Source organism: Paracidovorax sp., assembly GCF_057642795.1.
Map to the genome: position 1 here is coordinate 133,011 of NZ_JBXYZY010000037.1, position 17,590 is coordinate 150,600.

Genomic DNA, 17,590 nt, shown 5'->3' on the forward strand with positions numbered 1-17,590 from the left:
ATGCCCTCACGACAAGCTGGTGCCGCCGAGCACGACCAGGCCCCCGGCGTACAGAAGCGGCGATGTTTCGCCTGCAGGCGTCTGGCCGCCGGTGACGCGCCAGCATCCGTCGTGTGCCGTGTCAGTCACGTCGCCGCGTGCCAGCACGGCGCCGGCCGCGCTCACCCAGTCGCCCCAGCGCGGTAAGCCCTGCGACATGACCATGGAGCCGGCCTCATCCGCCGGGTGCATGACCAACACGCCATCAACGATGGAGGCGCAGGGCTTGGCGAGCACGATCTCCGCCTGCGGCACATCGGCATGCGAATCGGTGATCGCGCTTGGCCGCTCAGTCCGGTAGATACGGATGCGCGAGTTGCCCGAGCCGGAGTCGGCTGCAACGATGGTGGCCTGCAGTTGGGCCAGCGCAAGGGCCGCGCCGATCTCCCACACGCTGCTCACGTTGACGCCTCGTAGGAGTAGGTGGAAGGCATACGCAGCCTCAAATCACGGGTTGGGAAGGCGCGCGGTCGACGTCGCCACGCGCTGTGATCTCGAAAACGAAGTCAGTGCCCACGGCCTCGCTCGGCTGCGTGGTGCGAATCGCGGCGAACGGGTAGTAAGTGCCGACGGTGGGCAGGAAGAGCACGTTGCCTGGCGCCCAGCCAGCACCCCAGCCCAGCGGATCGAGGCGGAAGAAGGGAACGCCGGATACTGGATTGATCGGGGCAATCACCGAATCTCGGCTGAAGGTGCCCAGGTTGCCCACATGCTCGCCGATCACCTCCACGTTGGTGCCGCCGGACAGCACCCGCAGCGCGAAGCGCTCCGTCATCGCGCCGGCGTTGGTGACGATGACCGGGTAGGCGCCGTCGTTGTAGGTGGCCGATGCCGGGTTGCCGACTGTCGTATCGGCCCAGGTGATGCCGTCCCAGCTCTGCTGGTCGAACACGGGCAGCGCACGCGCACGCAGGTTGCCGGCCATGATCGCGGCCGACACGATGGAGCCCGCCGGGAAGACGTGCGACAGCTGTTTGGTCAGGCGCAGCGCGCCGTTGATCTGTACATCAGCCAGGCGCGCCATCTCTTCGATGCGGTGCTTGATCACCACCGGCTGCACCCAGCCCGTGACGTCGGTGATGGCCACGGTCCCGGCATCGAGGTTGACGGAGTAGCCCGAGCGGATGAGCTTGCCGTCAGCGCCCACCAGATACACCCGCGACAGGCGCGTGCGCGCACAGTCGATCGTCATGCCGGCGCTGTAGGTCGCGGCGGCGATGCGGCCCGTGTAGCTGATCACCACGTAGCTGCCCACGCGGAAAATGGGCACACGGCCATCGGGCGGCAGACGCACGGGATCAAGGCCCAGGATGTCGGCATCGAGGGGCAGGTACGCGTAGGAGACGCTGTTGTAGCGCAGCGTGGTGGGGTCCACCGGCCAGGGACGCCAGATCTTGCCGGACTGCACGGCCCCGACATCGGCGGCGCTATACCACCACTCTGCCTTCTGAGAATCTGTGAGCGTGGCGGCATCGATGAAGTCACCGAACTGCAACTCGCCCACGCCAGATTCGAAGTCCATCCGGCCCAGCATGTGGGTGCCCGCGAAGCTGCCGTCGAGGTTGGTTGTGGCGGTCAGCGCATTGCCAGACACATCGGTCAACGTCAGCACCAATCCCCCGGGCTTGAGCGGAGCGCTTTGCGTACGGAAGAAGATCGATGCGGTGGTCCAGGGAGCACGACGCGTCCACAGGCTCTGCAGAGACACCGAGCCGGGATTGAGACCGACGATCCAGTCGGTCATATTGACGCGCCCTGCTGCGTAGTCGATGGTGCCGCTTGCTTGCCCTGCAACGCTGTCCGTGCGGCCTCGATAGATCACACCCTCGAAGTCGTCGTAGGTCTGCCCCATCCAGACGAAACGCACACTGCCGGGCACGATGGAGTCCACAGTGAGGGGGCAAATGTCGATACTGACCGCCCCGCCGGCGAAAGACTCGGTCGCGGCGGTGGAGGCCAGCGGCGCGACCTTGTAGCGCACGATCACGTTGCCGGCCACCTGCTCGCCGACAGTGGTCGTGCCGTACTCACCGCCCTTCGATGACGCGCTCGACGACTCCGACGAACCCCCTCCGTACTGATCATCCGACGAAATGGACTTCTGGAAGGACTTCGCGTCTTCATGATCGGACTTGTAAGACTCTGTTGTCTTGGTCTGATCGACCAGCTTGAGCGTGATCGTCTTGGAGCTGTACAGCACCGCGCCCAGGTCCAGCGCAAAGCCTCCAGAGCCATCATCCGACGCTCGATGCGAGACGATGACTCGCCGCGAATTGCTGCTGTCACGCTGCACCTGCCGGGTCAACGTGGCCGACGTGCCTTCCTTCCTCGTGCGCCATCCGTGGTAACCGAATCCGTCGCTCCAGCCGACCCAGTAGCGCTTGCTCTCGTCGTTGGTCACGGCGGACAACGTCGTCAGGCTCCCGCCGCCGGTCTGCGTGACCTCCTGCGAGGTAGTCCACGAGACCTCGATCGAGCCTGCCACTGGCTGGCTTTGCAGCACCAGCGTGGCGCTGCCCGTGGCGTCAACGCCGGGAGAGGAAAAGAGCTGCTCGACCTGCGCGCCGAACGAATACTCGACCTGCCACTCGCCCCCGGCGTCGATCATGTAGGGCGTGCTGAGCAGGAGGCTGCTGCTGGGGTAGTCGATGGTGCCAGTGGCCTCGCCGGAGAATCGGCCCGCCCCGTCGTCTGTCACAGCGCGCAAGATGCCGCCCGAGGCCCAACGCACCGTCACCGTTGTCGGCGTGGCGCCCGGGTTCGCAAGCCTCAGCGCTGTCAGCGGTGCATTGATCGACGCGCCTTGCGTGGCACGATTGGTGAACGCCACACGCTCGGCCCACTGGATCACGATGCTGCTGGCATCGTCGGGCAGGGCCTGCAGCGTCATGTCCATGCTGCCGGTCGTGTAGATCACGCGGCCCGAGCCCGCCCCGGTGAGCAAGCCCTCGCCGTCATCAGCCAGCGTGTACCAGTTGCCCAACGCGCGGTAGCTGACGATGACGGTGCCCGGTTCCGGCAGCGGCTTGAGCAGCGCCACGAAGCTGAACCCCCGGTTGCTCTGGCCGATCTTGATGCGCCGCGTGTGTGCCGCAACAGGCACCTCCACGCGACGGGGCGCCGTCGCCAGCACGACGGTGCGCTCCGCCGCGGGCCGCTGGTCGAGGGCCGTGGTCTCCGTCCGGCTGCTCGGCACGAGCTGCGTATAGATGCTGGCGACGCGCAGTGTGCTGTCGCCCAGAGCGACGGCCGATGCAACGGGCGACGCGCCGTAATACGTTGCGGCGTCCGCGACCGTCGTGTCGCGGATGATGGTCTTGCCTGCGGCTGTCGAGTAGTCGCGCGAGGGCGGGCTTCCCGGGAACTCGTAGCGCAGCGCATCGGACAGATCGACTTTCGTGACGGCCCCTTGGAAGTCCACGAACTGTCCGTTCAGCGAGTAGGTGAACGTGCGTTGCTCTGTTTCAGTACGGGTGACGCGCACATACTGGATGCGCTCGGTCGAAGTGCCCTGCTGATACGCCAGCACCAAGGTGCGGCCGATGTCCGGCGCCGGCGTGCCAGGCCGGTGCAGGATCTGGATCGAGCGCATGCCGATCACGTGGTCTTCCAGCAGCACCCCGGACCACGTGGTGCCCTGGATCAGGTAGTTGGCGATCGACTGCGCAATGGCGCTGCGACGGGCGAAGAGCCCGCACTTCGCAAGCGTGACAGCCACGTTCGGATCGCTCGGCGGTTGCGAGAGGATGATGCTCGAGCCCATGAGCGGGTCGGTCGTGGCTGTCATCACCGCCGCGTGCAACTGCCGGATGCTGACGTTGCCGCCGGCACGGTCGGCCTCGGTGATGTCGGCAAAAACTGCATTGCTGGTGCCGTAGGGCACCTCGGTGCCCGTGGGGCCGCCGCCGCCTTCCGGCACATCGTCCATCACGCGGCTGGTGAGCAGCTTGATGTCGCCTTCTTGGATGGTCATGGGGTTTCGCTCGCTTCCAAAAATCGCAGCGTGAGGCTGCAGTAGTAGTCGGTGTCCAGCGGGTCTGCATAGTCGATGACCGCGCTCATGGCCAGCGCGCGGCCCTCTTCCGCGTCGCCATGGTCGAACACCACGGTGAAGGCCTGGCCGCGCACATCGAGCGCCAGGCGCAGGCCGGGGATGGAGGCCCAGGACCGCAGAGTGCGCAGCGCTGCGCGGCTGATCCATGCGCTGTCGCCATCGCCCTGGAGCGTGATGGGCCGGCCGCCGTTACGAGCCATGGCGTCGATGATCAACGTGCCGAAGATGCCGCGTTCGGTCTTCTGGGCCACAGGCGACCATGTCAGCTCATCGGTCCAGATGAGGTCTTGCGGCAGGGCCAGCGGGGTGCTGCCGTTGGTGAGGGTGATGGACATGGACTTCAGGCTCCTGCCAGGCGCTTTTGGTCTTCGAGGTAGGTCACGACAGCCCGGGCAAGCGCCTCGATGTTGGCTTGGCCTGTTCCGGTCGTGGGGACGCTGTAGACGGTCGGGCTGGAGCCGATGTAGACGTTGACGATGCGATCGACACGCGAACCCGCGTTCCCGCCATCGCTGGTGCCGGAGCCATCGAGGGACGGCTTGGGCAACGGCTGCGGAGTGGCCGGCGCGGTGGGGCGCTTGTCCTTGTTGCGCTCGTAGTCGAGCATTGCGGCGGCATCGGATTTGCCGGCGCCCAGGCGGTAGTACTCCGACATCTTGCCCAGCGCCTCGGCCAGGGTGGAGTACTTGCCGCCCCACTGGATCTGCGCGGCGCTGGCGGTGTTGGACACCGAGCCGTCGGGCTGGACGAACTGCTGCGAGAGGCGCTGAGCCAGCATCTCATCGAGCCCTGACTGCTTGAGGTACTCGATGATGGTGGACTGGGTCCACGCGAACTGCGTGGCACTGGCCGGCTTGTTCGTGATGCTGCTGGCCGAGACATCGGCCGAGCGCTGCGCAGCCGCTGCGGCCAGGATCTGACCCTGCGCGGCCAGAGCCTTCGCGCCCGCATCGGAATACGCAGCGCCCAGATCGCGCACCGCAGCGGCACCGGCAGCCGCCGCCCCCACGACGCCACGCATGGAGCCTGCAGACTTGTCCAGGGAGCTGGACAGAACCAGCGAGGACTTTCCGGCCTCATCGGTCACGACACGGTAGCCGCGCACTGCTGCCTCTGCCTGGACCCACGATGGGGCGATGCCCTTGTTCGCCGAGATGGCTGCCTCCGCGGTCTTCACGAAGGCCTCGCGCAGTTCGCGTGTGCTTGCAACGCCGGAGTCGCGGACTGCGTCGTAAGCCTCTTTCGCGTCGGCCGCGGTCTGCTTGAGCGTGGCGTCGGTCGTGAGCCCCAGCGCCGTCATGCCTTCGCGTAGCGAGTTGATGCCCGGCTTCGCCTTCTCCAGCGCGTCGCTCAACGCCAGGGCCTTCTCGCGAGCCTGATCGAGCAGGCCATCAGCCACCTTGTCGCCCAGCGTGTTGCGCAGTTGCTCGACACGCGCCCGCACATCGTCCACGGCCTTCTGGCTGTCCGCGGTGTTGAGCGCCTTCACGAAACTGGCCTCCAACACGCGACCCGCATCCACGCCCTGCGCCTTGAGCTTGTCGAGGCCGCCGATCACGATCTCCAGATCGTTGATGGCGCTGCGCGAGGCCTCGCCGATCCGACCCTGCAGCACGGTGAAGTCCAAGCCAGTTCGATCGACCGCCTCACGCAGCAGCACGTTCATCGTTTGCGCCACACGCTCAGCCTCGCGGTTCGCGGCGCTCAGCGCCCCCTCAAGCCGCAGTCGCAGGCCCCGCACCACCTCTTCGGAGGCACCCTGCTGGACAGCATCATTCAGTTGCTTCTGCAGCTTGGCGGCCTCGGCCGCCGCCGAGCCGAAGGCAACGCGGGCCATGGCCTCGAACCGTGCCAAGTCCTGGCCATCGAGGGCCTTCGCCCACGCGGCCTGAAACTCAGTCGCGGTGATCTTGCCGTCTGCTCGCAGCTTGTCCAGCGCAGCCGACATCGTGCGGATGCCGGCGGAGTTCGACACGTCGAAGTCCTTGCCGATCTTGCCGATGGCGTCCGCCGTCGACTCGCCGGCCTTGGTCAGCTTGTCGAATTCGGCGATCAGTCCCGTGGCCTGCTTGGTCAGGTCGAAGCTGCGGTTGCGCGCCTCTTCGTACATCGCAGACTGCCGCCGAAGCGTTTCGGCCTGGATCTTGCCAGCCTCATCGAGTGCGCGCAGTTTGCGCTCGGCCTCTTCCATCCGCTGACCCCAGCCCAGCATCTTGGCCGTCTGCTCACCCAGCGATCGCGTGAGGCCCAGGATCTCGGGCGTGAGCGCAGCGACCGCGATACCCCAGGGTCCGAAAAGGGCCGACACTCCGCGCCAGACGATGCCGGCGCGAGCCGCCCCCGCCGCGCCTTCGGCCAGGGCGGCGGTGTTGCGCTGCACTGCCGTCGTGGCGACGTCCTGCGCGGCGCCAGCCGCCCGCGTGAACGCACCGAGTTCGCTCCATGCCTTCGCGTTGTCAGCCCGGGCCGCGGTGTTGGCCCGGGTCGCCGCCGTGCTGGCAGCCTGCGCGGCGACGCCTTCGGCCTGCGCCGCAGCGCTGGCACGCTGCGCAGCCACGTTGGCAACAGTGGCGGTGGTGTTCGCCTCCAGCGCGGCGGTAGCCGCCGTGGTGGTGGTCACCCAGCGGGCGAAGTCGGCCACCAGCCCGGCGATCTTGATCGCCGCCCAGGCCTTCCCAGCGGCGGTGAGGGTGTTGACCAGCAGGTCGATGTTGCTGGCCAGGGCGTTGATCACCTTGGCCGCGTTGGCGCTGCTGATGAGGCCGTTGTCGGCCGCGCCGACGTACAGGGTCCACTGCGTGGAAAGGTTCTGCAGGGCACGGCCCACGGTGGGCGGCAGCTTGCTGAATTCGCCCGCGATCACATCCGCCTGGCCCTCCAGGCTCTTCATGACCGTCTCGGAGGTGAGTGCGCCCTGCTCGGCCAGCTTGCGCAGCTCGCCCGTCGTCACGCCCAGGCCCTGCGCCAGTGCTTGCGCCAGGCGGGGAGCCTGCTCCATCACTGAGTTGAACTCCTCGCCGCGCAGCACGCCGGACTGCAGGCCCTGGATGAGCTGCGTGATGGCGGCCTTGGCGCCTTCGGCCGACCCACCGGAGAGCTGGATGGACTGGTTGATGGTCTCTGTGAGTCGCAGCGCCCGCTGCTGGGCAAGCGTGGCGGCCATGCCGCCCTCTTCGGCCGCTTTGGCGAGGCGCGTGAAGAGGGTGCCGGTCTCATCGAGCGCGCTGTTGGTGCGCAGCGCGATCTGCTGCACGCCGACGAACGACTGCTGGAACTGTGGGCCCTGCCCCGTGGTCAGCTTGATGCGCGCCTCGAGGTTGCGGAACTCGTCTGCGGTGGCCGCCACGTCCTTCGCGAGCCCGCCGAAATACCCGCCGCCGACCGCGATGCTGGCGATGCTCTGGATGCGCTGCAGCTGGGTACTGATGGAGGTCATGCCCTCGCGCAGCGTGCGCTGGTTCTGTGCCTGCACCTGGGTGGATTGGGACGATGCCGCAGCCGCTGCCTGATACGCCGGAGCGAGCGTGGCAACCTCCGCGCGGACCTGGGCGACGGCGGCCTGCAGGTTGCGCTCTTGCTGCGCCAGGTTGGTGGTGGACACGCCCACCGACTGCAGCGATTCGCGGGCGCTGGAGAGCGCGGTGTTCTTGCTGCGTAGCTCGCCGGACAGGCGCTGCGCGCTGCCGATGGCGAGGTCGTATTCCTTGCGCAGCGCGGCCTCGGCGTTCTGGGCCTGGCCTGCGGCCTGGGCAGCGGTGCGCTGGGCCTGCTGCTGGGCCTTGACCTCCTCGGTCGCGGCCTTGATGGAGTCCTTCAGTCCGGCGACCGTGGCGCGGTACTCGTCGCTGCGGCGGGCCGTACCCGTGGTCTCTTCGCGCACCGCGGCCAGAGCCGCCCGCTTGCGCTGCAGGGCGGCCTGCGCATCAGCCACAGCGGCCGACGTGGTGCGCTCTGCGGCTGTGAGCGTCTGCGTCTTGACGGCTGCGTCCTGCACTTCGTTGCCGAGGCGGTCCACCACGCCGGTGGCTTGCTCGAGCTGCGTGGACAGGCCCTGCGTCTCGCGCTTGAGATCGCCGAAAGCGCTCAGCGCCCTCTGCTTGGCATTGAGCGCTTCCAGGGCCTGGGCCGCGTCCTGCGCGCTCTGCTTCAGGTCGCCTTCGAGCACGTCGCTGACGTCGTTGAGCGCCTTTGCGAGCTGCTCGGCATCGGCATCGCCCTTGACTGCGGCCTCGATGTCGTATTTGATCTTCGGTGCAGTCATCTGGAGGATCAAGCGATGAAAGGGTTGTTGTGGTGCATTGGCCTGGTGGGCACGGGCATTCCGCTGGCCCTGCTGGGCCTGCTGGTGGATTCACAGCGCCTCATGGCGCTGGGCGCCGGTGCCATCGCCACCGTGGTGGTGGGGTGGCCCGTGCTGGTGCTGATGGGCGCGGTGCAGACGTCCGCACCGCGCCGTTGAGGCGCTCGCAGCGGCAGCGCGTCAGGCGACGGCCGCGCCGGGCAGGCGGACTTCATACGGCTCGGTCTTCCCGACCGGCGTCACCAGCTTGCCGCTGAGCGTGATGCCCGAAAAGTCGGAGCCCAGGAAGTCGAAGCCGTTGTTGGAGCCGAGCGCGCACTCCCACACGTCCACTTCCATCGGGGAACCATCGACCATGTTGCGGCCGTCGAAGCGCGCCTGGCAGCGCACCTGGGTGACCCGGCCGCCCAGCACCTTCTTGCCGTCCACGGCACCGTAGCTGCCGGTGAGCTTGAGCACGTCGTTCTTTGCCGGTACACCCGCCGCGGCCGACTTGAAGCGCACTTCGCCGCGCAGCCAGTTGACTTCGTAGTGCGTGCCGAGGGCATAGGTCGTGGTGCCGGCCGCGTTCTTGAGGCTGAAGCCCTGGTCGCTGATGTTGCGCTTGCCCAGAGGCAGCCACTGATCGAGCGCCGACACGGTGAAATCGGCGTTGGCGAAGGCGCCCGAGGCCTGCTGGAGCGCCGCCACCATACCCTGGAACTGCATGGCCAGCGCCTCCACCGTGGCCGCCGCCAGTTCGATGGTGATCTCGGTCGGCTTGGGCAGCACAACCGAGGCGCGGGCCTGGCCGTAGTCGAGGTGGGAGCGCGATTCGCTAACCTTTTCTTCGAAGTTGGGCTTGATCTCGAACTTGTCGGCGTCGAGCGGGTCGCCGAAGCCGTTGTAGGCCTGCTTGGTCGGGTCCCACAGGTTGAGGGAGACGAGGCCAGCGGCCAGGACTGCACGTGCGGTCATGATGGTTTCCTTCTCTGCAAAGCAAAAGGCCCGCACGCGGCGGGCCTGGGTGAAACGAAAGATCGACTTCGGAGGTCAGTCCGGGTCGCGGTAGTCGAACGTGAACATGCCGAGCACCAGCCCGCCGCCCACGTCGATGTTTTCCAGGCGGAAGCGCACCTCGCCCTCGACCAGGCCGGAGCCTTCCGCGCGCACCAGCTGGTTGATGGCGGCCAGGCTGTCGCGCACGGCCAGCTTGGCGGCCCGGTAGTCGGCATGCGCGCCAGCGCGTGCCCGTTCGGTGCGATTGATGACGCCGAGCGAAAAGGCGTAGGTGCGCTTCTGGCGCTGGCCGGGCTGATCGCCGCGAGGCTTGTCGTGCTGATCTTCGAAGAAGACGATGCGCGGACCTACGGTCAGATCGCTGGCGCGAACGGGGTTGTCCAGCACCTCGGCGCCTTGCAGCGCTTCGGCGTTGCGCAGCGCATAGACGATGGCCGTGCCGATGGCGAAGGGCGCACCCTGGGGCAGCGTGTGGGCACGATCGCTCATGCCGGCACGCTGCCGAGCAGCGCCTCCATCTCCGCGCCGTCGTTGACACGGCGCGGTGCCTCCAGCACACGGAAGCGCGTGCCCACCTTGATGCCCTGCGAAGCGGCTTCGTCCAGGCATTCCAGCACGTCGTCAGCCCGCAGATCGCAATCTGCGGGGTAGCGCAGCGTGCGGGATGCGGCGAACACCCGGCCTTCGAGGGCTTCGTCATCCACGGTGCCAACGATGCCAACGACTTCGCGCGCCAGTTCCCCGGCCCGGTGCCGGCGGAAGCGGGCGGCGAAGTCGCTGCCGAAGAACACGGTACGCATGTCTTCTTCGAGATGGAGCATGGCGTCAGGCCTTCTTGGCTGCTGCCTGCTCGGCTGCTGCTTGCTCGGCTGCTGCCCGCTCGGCTGCTGCCCGCTCGGCTGCTGCCCGCTCGGCTGCTGCCTGCTCGGCTGCTGCCTGCTCGGCTGCTGCTTGCTCGGCTGCTGCCCGCTCGGCTGCTGCCTGCTCGGCTGTTGCTTGCTCGGCTGCTGCCCGCTCGGCTGCTGCCTGCTCGGCTGCTGCTTGCTCGGCTGCTGCCCGCTCGGCTGCTGCCTGCTCGGCTGCTGCCTTCTTGGCCGCTGCCTGCTCTTCGGCCGAGTCATCCACAGCCGAGATAGCACCCAGATCCTGCAGCCGCATCAGCTCTTCGGCAGGCAGGCGAGGAACAGGATCGCCCTCTACCAGATCCTTCGTCTTCGGCGCCCGGCCGATAACAATCGTGTGGTTGGCTACGAACTTCATGGCAGACCTTCAGCGCACGGACGCGCGGAACGTGCTGTTGGGCCGATACGGCACGAGCAGCGGGGCGCTCTGCAGCATCAGGTAGCGCACGCTGGGGTCTGGATTCACCCAGCTCTTCACGAAGTAAGCGCCGGCCACCAGGTTGTCTACGTCCTGGATGGAACCGAAGTGACGCACGCCCTCGAAGTACGCGTCAGCAATGCCCATCACGGTGCCGTCCGGCACCAGACGCACCGTGGAGCCGTCTTCGTTGGTGACGTTGATCTTGGGAATCACCCAGATGCGGAAGCCGTCGATCATGCCCATCAGCACCAGATCGCGGCTGGTCACCGCGTCGGGCTGCAGGGTGCTGGTGCCGCGCACCAGTTCCAGCCGCTTCCACGTGTCGGGGTGCTGGCGGAAGATGGTGTAGGCATCCGAGGTCATGTACCAGTCGCTGATGGGCGTTTCTGCAGCATCGGACCACTGGTGCAACTGCTCGATCGGGCTCACGCCGGAATCGCCCCACTTGTTGCCAGAGGTCAGCACCACGGTGTTGCCCGGATCTCGGCCGAAGTCCACAGTCGTAGTCGGATACTGATCGCCCTTCACGATGACCGCGCCGAAGTAGAGCGCCTGCACGGCCATCCACTCCAGCCGCCGTTCGAGTCGCAGCAGCTTGCTCGACAGTTCCGTAGCGACATCGAGCGCCAAGCGCTCTTCCGGCGTGAATTCGCCGCCGATCTTCTCGCCGAGACGACGGGTCAACGCCCGGGATGCGGTGAACGGGGTCTTGTCCTTGATGTAGGCCGGCCTGAAATTCTTCGTCGTGAAGCCCGTGCCCTCGACGATCTTGCCGGGTACGAGCGGCGAAACGAAGGGTGCCATGCGCAGGTCCGTGCCCTCGACGTCGAAGTGGATCTCGGCGTCGGTGGATTCCACCACCCGGGTGAAGTACTTAGCGGCGAAGCCCAGCTTGGGCTGGGGCAACGCACGCACCACGCCCTGCAGCGTGGCGATGTCGAACATGATGTCGGTTGCGGTCATGATCAGGCGGCTCCGTAAGGCTTGATGAGGGTGATACCCAGCGTGCGCAGGCCGGCGCGAACGCTGTCGGGGGTGTGGCCGGCGCCGAAGGTCATGGCGGCCTGGTTGAAGTCGCCACGCTCGTAGAAGAGCGTCTCGACGTCGCCGGTGCTTGCGTCGGTGTCGTGCGTGAGCACAGCCACAGGGGTCTGCGAGCCATCGGTGGCGGCTGCAGTCGACAGCACCAGCTTGCCGCTGGTGGTGATGCGGCCGAGGAGCGCGCCGCGGGCCAGCACTTGGCCGGAGAGCAGCACACCCTTGCGGGAAGTCAGCAGGCTGGAGTTGTCGGCGATCAGCTCCCGATAGACGGGCGAGGTGGCGGTGTTGACGCCGCCGGCGATGAAACGGTCGGTGATGGGCATGATTACTTGATCCCGTTGGCCTTGTTGAAGAGCGCCACAGCGGCTTCAGCTGCGGCGTTGGGGGTAGGCTTGTCGGCGCCGTCCTGCGGTGCAGCGCTGCCGTTGGCGGCCGGGGGTGCGTCAGCGCGGTGGGCGTCGATGGCTGCCTTACGCTGGCTCTTTTCGGCCGCCAGCACGGCGAGGCCGGCCTCGGCCGCAGACGTCTTGCCGTCGAAGGCCAGGCCCGCCAGCAGCTTTTCGTGGCCGGGCAGGCCTTCGCCCACAGCCAGCACGGCCTGGATACGGGTGCGCTCGCCAGCGGCGCCGGCAGCGGTGAATTCTTCGCGCAGTTGCGCGAAGAGCGGCGCGTGCTCTTGCTCGAAAGACGCACGCGTGATGAGCGACGTGGATGTCGCGTTGGGGTCAGCCATGGTTGGCTCCTTTTCTTCACGGGTTGAGGGCTTGTCGTCTTGGGGCGCAGCACCGGCGCTTGGGGACGGGAGGGCCGCCACGGCGAACACGGCCTTGCGGCGCGTGCTGTACCTGGCGGGGTCGGTGGCCATGCTTTCCACGAGTGCGTCGAGCGTGGAGACACCGTCCACGAGCCCTGCATCGATGGCCTGCTGGCCGCGGAACACACGGCCATCGGCCATGTGTTCCAGAACTTGTTCGGAAGTGACGCCACGGTTCGCCGCTACGGCGTCAACGAAGAGCGTGTAGACGTAGTCCACGTCGGCCTGCACGATGGCGCGGGCCTCTTCGCTGAGCGGTTCGTTGGCCTTTGAGATGCGCTTGTAGCGGCCGGCCGTGATGTGCTCTTGCTGCGTCGAGGAGTTGGGGTTGTAGGAGCGGTCCACCACCACGCCGATGCTGCCGGCCGTGACCACCGGACCGCTGATGTAGATGGCGTTGGCGGCGCTGCCGGCCCAGTAGCCGGCGCTTGCCAGCTGCTCGGACGAATGCACCACCAGCGGCTTCTCGGCGGCAAGTTCCGCGATGGCCTGGGCGAACTCCGGCACGCCGATGACGTTGCCGCCGGGCGTGTCCATCGCCAGCACGATGGAACGTACGCGGGGGTCGGCCGCAGCGCTTTCGAGTTGCTGTGTGGCGAGCTGGGTGCTGATGCCGCCCGAGACGCGCATGAAGAGATTCGCTTTTGGGGCCATCACGCCCGAGAGCTGCAGCACGGCCACGCCGCCGGGGTTTAGCGAGTACTCCTGCTGGTCGCTCGCCAGGGGGCGGTTGAGGCGGGCCTCAATGGCGGCGATGTCGATCTTCTCGCCGCGCATATGCGTGGCGTAGATGGCCTGGATCTCGCGCAGCTTGTCGGGCTCGATGGCCCACGGGCTCATGATGAGGTCGAGCAGGGTCATGGCTTGGCCACCTCTTGCGGCTTGGACTGCCGGCCGCCCACGATGAACTCGAGCAGCGTGAGCCGGTTGTCGTGCCGGTTGTCGCTGGACTGCAGTGCGCGCAGTTCGCCGAACGCCCAGCCCACCATGCCCAGCGATGACATGGCGACGATGCCGACCAGCTTCCACGTCCAGCTATGCACCTTGACGTCGGTGGTGAGGCGGTCGATAGCAGCACCGTGCTCATCTGCGAGCTGGAACAGACGCTTCTGCCCGGTATCGAGTTGCGATAGCTTCTCGCCGAGAACACCCAACGCGGTACTGAGTTGTCCCTGCTGGGTGCCGATGCCCAGGATGATTCCCTCCAGGCGCGCATAGCTGTTAAGTAGCGAATCCACGCGCTCAGCCAGCACTGCGACTTGCTCGGCGGATATGGTCTTGTCGGTCATGGTTATGAGCCTGTGTTGTCGGGTGCCGCAGGGGCAGGTGCCGGCGCGGGTGCCGCGGCGCCGGGCTTGGGCGCGGGCAGCATGCCGTCGGCGTCCAGGCGCTGGTGCTCAGCCAGCTTCTGCCCATAGGTGTCGTTCCAGTCGCTGCCCCACAGCTCCCACTCGGCGCGCTCGCGGGTCATGAGGCCCGCGTCGATGGCGCTGGTGTAGGCCGCCACTTCGTCTTTCGGGTTGATGGAGCCCATGCTGTCGCCGTGCCAGCCAGCGCGCGTGTATGCCCAGCGCAGCAGCGGGTCTGCGAAGAAGCCAGGCGCCGGCACCCGGCCCAGCGCCACGGCCTCGACCATCCACGTTTCGTACACGGGCTGGCAGAAGCTGAGCGCGAGCCAGTTGCGCACGCTGCGGAAGTAGACCCACGCATCCAGTAGCGCGGCCTTGCTGGCGCTGTAGCTGGCGTTGAACTGTTTGATGAGCAGTTCGTAGGGAATGCCCAGCGCCATGCCGATCTGCTTGACCACGGCGAGCACAAAGGGCTCGAAGTTCGGGCTGGGGCGGCCAGGTGTCGGAAATTCCACCTGCTCGCCGGGCCGCAGAGTGATCGCCGCACCGTGACTCAACAGGCTTTCGTAGCGGGATTCCTGGCTCGTGTCTGCTGTCGGCCGGGTTAGCGGATTGGTGCCACCAGCAGGCACCGTCACGAAGGCCGTTACGCAGGCCGAGATCACCGCTGCCATGATCTCGGACTCGGTGTAGCGTGCGAGCTGCTTGAGGCAGTCCACGATGGGCGCCAGGTAAGGGATGCCACGCGGCAGGCCCGGGCGCAGCTTGCTGAAGTGGTGCAGCATGCGGCGGCGCCCGCTGGGGCCGACGCGGTCGATCCACTGACCCTTGCCCAGCCCGGAAGTGGCGCCCCACCACACGCCGGAGCCGGGGTGCTGGTCGTAGAGGAAGTAAGCGGCCGGCGCGCCCTTTTCGTTGAAGCGCACACCCGCCGCCATCTGGGCTGTGTCCGAAATGCCGTTGGGGTTGCCCACCCGATCTGCTTCGATGACCTGGGTGCGCAGGCGGTACGGCATGTCGGGCGTGGCCTCGTCGGCATCGGGCAGCAGGGTGAAGCAATCGCCGCTCTCCAGCTTGGAGCGCAGCACCAGGGCCTGCTGCTGGTAGAAGGTGTGCGTCTCTTCCACGTCGCTGCGCGGGCTGTCGGCCCACAGGCTGAACTCAGGCTGCACGTGAGCGGCCTTCCATTCGGCGGCCTGCTCGGGCGTCCAGCCCAGCACCTTGAGGTGCGGTTGCGCGCTCAGCGCCAGGCCGGTGCCGACCACGCGATCCACGTTCGTGTTGATAGCCCCGCCGCCAATGGGCGAGGTGCGCGCCAGGTCGCGGCTCTGGCCGCGCTGCAGGGGCAAGCGGATGAGCGTGTCGCTGCGCGCGTCGCGCGGCGCGGGGCGCCAAGCGGGGTCTTTCTGCGGCGGCGCTTCCGCACCGAAGCTGCCGCCGCCCAGACTGCCGCTACCGCCGAAAGCCATCATGCCGCCCAACTGCGGCATCAGCTGGGCCATGAACTGGGCGCGGGCAGCGTCGATCGTCCGGGCTTCGATGCGGTTCTGCTGCCGCTGTGCCCGGGATATGCGTTTGCTCATGATGCGCCGATCAGTAGGGGCGGAGGTATGTGACGCGGGGCTCGGCTAGCGATTCCAGTCGCTGGATCTCGGCGCGCACTTCCTTGATGCCGGCCTGGACCGTTTCGAGGTCCGCACGCCGGTTGCGGCGGGCGGTGCCGCCGTTGCCGATCACGTACTCTTGTGACTCGAGGATGCGGACCTCGGCCGCCAGATAGGCCTGCAGCCGGGCCCGGGCCTGCTGCAGTTGATTGGCGGTGCATGCGGCGCTCATTGCCAGTTCCCCCGACCTGCCAGGCTTGCCACGGCCTTCTCGAATTCAGGGCGGAAGCGATCCAGCGCCACGCGCTGGACCACGCCGTCGAAGTCCAGGCGGCGGCTGTAGTCCGGTGCGCTCGACGTGAAGACGAACAGCGCGCGCAGGCGCTTGCCTTCTCGCCGCCAGATGCCTTCGGGGCGGTCGCCGCCAATGGGCTTGCCCACGAAGAGGTCGTTGGCGAGCTTGCGGCCACGGCCGGCGCGCTGGCCCTTGGCGCCCACACCGCCGCGGATGCCCTTGAGCGCGGCGAGGATGGTCTGCACCTCGGCCCCCTTCACGTTGCCCGCCGCATCCAGCGAGAGCGCCGGTCCTGGCATGGCGTACTGACCAGCGCTCAGAACGCCGGCATAGCGCATGGCGTTTTCGGCGCGCTTGTGCTTGCGGATGCCGCCTTCGACTTCGGGCTGCAGGTAGTTCTCAGGGGCCACGCCGCCCGCCTGGTTCTTCACCATGACGCGGGCTCGCAATGAGTCCTTCGTCGCCGGCTCAATGCGCAGCGCGTTCAGGGTGTAGGAGGTCGGGCTGACGAACACCTTGCGCATCTCTGCCGGCAACTCGATCTGCGCCGCGTATCGGGCCACGCGTGTGAGTGCCGTGGACGCGGCATAGGGCAGCATGCGTGCGGGCACGTCGCGAATCTCGGCGATCACCTGCGCGATCGTCGGTCCGCTGCGGCTCATGGTCAGCATGGGTTTCTGGCGCTCCAAAACAAAGCCCCCGGGGCCTTTCGGCCGCCGGGGGCGGTGGTCACAACAAGGGTTGCGAGGTATGTTTTTTCAGCTAGGCGGAATTTCTAGACCTAGCTGAATTGGGGCCAATTTTGGGGGAAAGTGTCTCATGCTGGCGAGCACTATTTTGTCTCATTGGATGAGACAATTTTCTGTTTGACGGATGCCGCAAGAGCCGCTAAAGCGATTAGCTATGGGTGGTGAAATTCAGTGTTCCAAGGTTGGGATCTGCATGAAATCCCACCTGCTTGCCCGCTATCTGCACCACCTCGCCCAAAGTCCGCGCCTGCGTAGGTCGCCCGTCGATCTGCACGCTCCAGAAGTTGGGGTCGAAGAAAACGAGACCTGATGGGTCACCACTGATGGGCCTGATATGTACAGTGAGCACTTCCGCTTGGGTGCCGACCTCCAGATAGCGAATCTCCCCCAGATCGAATTCCTTGCGATGCAACTCCGCGATGGCCTTCTTCCCGGCAATCATCACGGTGTGCCCACCAATCGGCAGGCTGCTGAAGTTGGTACTCATGGTGCTCCTATGGATGGTTGGTGCTGCGGTGCGGCAGTGCATTGCCCGCGGCGATATTCTCGGCTTCCACGATTTTCGCAGCTTGTGCGACGTGCTGGCGGAAGACAGAGAGCATCCGGTAGAACGTGGGGCGCGAGATGCCCAAGGCGTCCGCAGCGAGCTTGATGGGCCGCACGCGGAGGATGTAGTACGCGTCGAATGTACCCCGGGCCGTATCCTGCGGCTGGCTGCAGTAGGCAAGGTGGAACGCGGCCAGTTCGGTGCTGTTGAGCGCGTCCGGGCCGCCTGGCGTGCTGGGGCGTGAGCCACCGCTGCTGCCCGCGAGTTTACCCAGCACCGAGCCGGACGAAGGTGGCGGGCCGAACAGGCGCCGCGAGTTGCGCCAAGCGACGTAGCGCTCGCAGAGGTCATCAAGATCGCGCTGCGCATCGTCCAGCGCGGGCGCGATTTCCTCTTCTGCAGGGCTCACGGGCGCTGGCGCGGCGAGCCGGATGGCTGCGGGCGGGTGTGCGTTGTGGGCGGTCATGGTGGTCCTT

Annotated in this window: 18 protein-coding genes; 1 reads left to right on the top strand and 17 read right to left on the bottom strand. The window is 66.9% G+C overall.

All coding sequences use genetic code 11. From position 1 onward, the window contains the following. Positions 1–6 precede the first annotated feature (6 nt). Genes AC3A84_RS15180 through AC3A84_RS15195 form a run of 4 tightly spaced genes read right to left on the bottom strand, consistent with a single transcriptional unit; the run spans position 7 to position 8,354 of the window. A complete protein-coding gene (locus AC3A84_RS15180; protein WP_487970835.1) occupies positions 7–441 on the bottom strand; it encodes a hypothetical protein in 435 nt (144 codons plus the stop codon). 40 nt (positions 442–481) lie between these two features. Further along, complete coding sequence (locus AC3A84_RS15185; RefSeq protein WP_487970837.1) at positions 482–4,012, bottom strand: hypothetical protein; 3,531 nt, start codon at positions 4,010–4,012, stop codon at positions 482–484. Beyond that, a complete protein-coding gene (locus AC3A84_RS15190) occupies positions 4,009–4,428 on the bottom strand; it encodes a hypothetical protein (protein WP_487970839.1) in 420 nt (139 codons plus the stop codon). The genes AC3A84_RS15185 and AC3A84_RS15190 overlap by 4 nt, the downstream gene beginning before the upstream one ends. A 5-nt stretch (positions 4,429–4,433) precedes the next feature. Further along, positions 4,434–8,354: a tape measure protein gene (locus AC3A84_RS15195; protein WP_487970841.1), complete on the bottom strand. Its 3,921-nt coding sequence runs from the start codon at positions 8,352–8,354 to the stop codon at positions 4,434–4,436. A 15-nt stretch (positions 8,355–8,369) separates the two neighbouring features. On the opposite strand from AC3A84_RS15195, the gene AC3A84_RS15200 reads away from it, so the two are divergent. Continuing rightward, a complete protein-coding gene (locus AC3A84_RS15200) occupies positions 8,370–8,552 on the top strand; it encodes a hypothetical protein (protein WP_487970843.1) in 183 nt (60 codons plus the stop codon). A gap of 21 nt (positions 8,553–8,573) precedes the next feature. Here the strand turns inward: AC3A84_RS15200 and AC3A84_RS15205 are convergent, their stop codons facing one another. From AC3A84_RS15205 to AC3A84_RS15265, 13 genes are all read right to left on the bottom strand, one after another. Then, positions 8,574–9,350 (bottom strand): phage tail tube protein, encoded by a 777-nt coding sequence (locus tag AC3A84_RS15205; protein WP_487970845.1) that lies wholly within the window; start codon positions 9,348–9,350, stop codon positions 8,574–8,576. 75 nt (positions 9,351–9,425) lie between these two features. Beyond that, positions 9,426–9,881 (bottom strand): hypothetical protein, encoded by a 456-nt coding sequence (locus AC3A84_RS15210; protein ID WP_487970847.1) that lies wholly within the window; start codon positions 9,879–9,881, stop codon positions 9,426–9,428. Further along, the gene (locus AC3A84_RS15215; protein ID WP_487970849.1) at positions 9,878–10,213 is read right to left on the bottom strand and encodes a hypothetical protein; all 336 of its coding nucleotides are present in this window, start codon (positions 10,211–10,213) and stop codon (positions 9,878–9,880) included. Before AC3A84_RS15215 ends, AC3A84_RS15210 begins: the two co-directional genes overlap by 4 nt. Positions 10,214–10,217: 4 nt before the next feature. Beyond that, positions 10,218–10,652 carry a hypothetical protein gene (locus AC3A84_RS15220; RefSeq protein WP_487970851.1) on the bottom strand — a complete coding sequence of 145 codons (435 nt, stop codon included), beginning with the start codon at positions 10,650–10,652 and terminating at the stop codon, positions 10,218–10,220. Positions 10,653–10,661: 9 nt separating this feature from the next. Further along, a complete protein-coding gene (locus tag AC3A84_RS15225; RefSeq protein WP_487970853.1) occupies positions 10,662–11,678 on the bottom strand; it encodes a major capsid protein in 1,017 nt (338 codons plus the stop codon). Positions 11,679–11,680: 2 nt separating this feature from the next. Beyond that, positions 11,681–12,079 carry a head decoration protein gene (locus AC3A84_RS15230; RefSeq protein ID WP_487970855.1) on the bottom strand — a complete coding sequence of 133 codons (399 nt, stop codon included), beginning with the start codon at positions 12,077–12,079 and terminating at the stop codon, positions 11,681–11,683. A 2-nt stretch (positions 12,080–12,081) separates the two neighbouring features. Beyond that, complete coding sequence (locus AC3A84_RS15235; RefSeq protein WP_487970857.1) at positions 12,082–13,431, bottom strand: S49 family peptidase; 1,350 nt, start codon at positions 13,429–13,431, stop codon at positions 12,082–12,084. Further along, on the bottom strand, positions 13,428–13,859 hold the full coding sequence (locus AC3A84_RS15240) for a hypothetical protein (RefSeq protein WP_487970859.1): 432 nt from the start codon (positions 13,857–13,859) through the stop codon (positions 13,428–13,430). Before AC3A84_RS15240 ends, AC3A84_RS15235 begins: the two co-directional genes overlap by 4 nt. Positions 13,860–13,861: 2 nt before the next feature. Continuing rightward, on the bottom strand, positions 13,862–15,502 hold the full coding sequence (locus AC3A84_RS15245) for a phage portal protein (protein ID WP_487970861.1): 1,641 nt from the start codon (positions 15,500–15,502) through the stop codon (positions 13,862–13,864). A gap of 10 nt (positions 15,503–15,512) precedes the next feature. Beyond that, the gene (locus tag AC3A84_RS15250) at positions 15,513–15,755 is read right to left on the bottom strand and encodes a DUF6148 family protein (RefSeq protein WP_487970863.1); all 243 of its coding nucleotides are present in this window, start codon (positions 15,753–15,755) and stop codon (positions 15,513–15,515) included. Further along, complete coding sequence (locus AC3A84_RS15255) at positions 15,752–16,489, bottom strand: hypothetical protein (protein ID WP_487970865.1); 738 nt, start codon at positions 16,487–16,489, stop codon at positions 15,752–15,754. The genes AC3A84_RS15250 and AC3A84_RS15255 overlap by 4 nt, the downstream gene beginning before the upstream one ends. Positions 16,490–16,715: 226 nt before the next feature. Further along, positions 16,716–17,054: a hypothetical protein gene (locus AC3A84_RS15260; RefSeq protein ID WP_487970867.1), complete on the bottom strand. Its 339-nt coding sequence runs from the start codon at positions 17,052–17,054 to the stop codon at positions 16,716–16,718. A 7-nt stretch (positions 17,055–17,061) separates the two neighbouring features. Further along, entirely contained in the window at positions 17,062–17,580 is a 519-nt protein-coding gene (locus AC3A84_RS15265) for a hypothetical protein (protein WP_487970869.1), read from the bottom strand. Between the last annotated feature and the right edge of the window lie 10 nt (positions 17,581–17,590).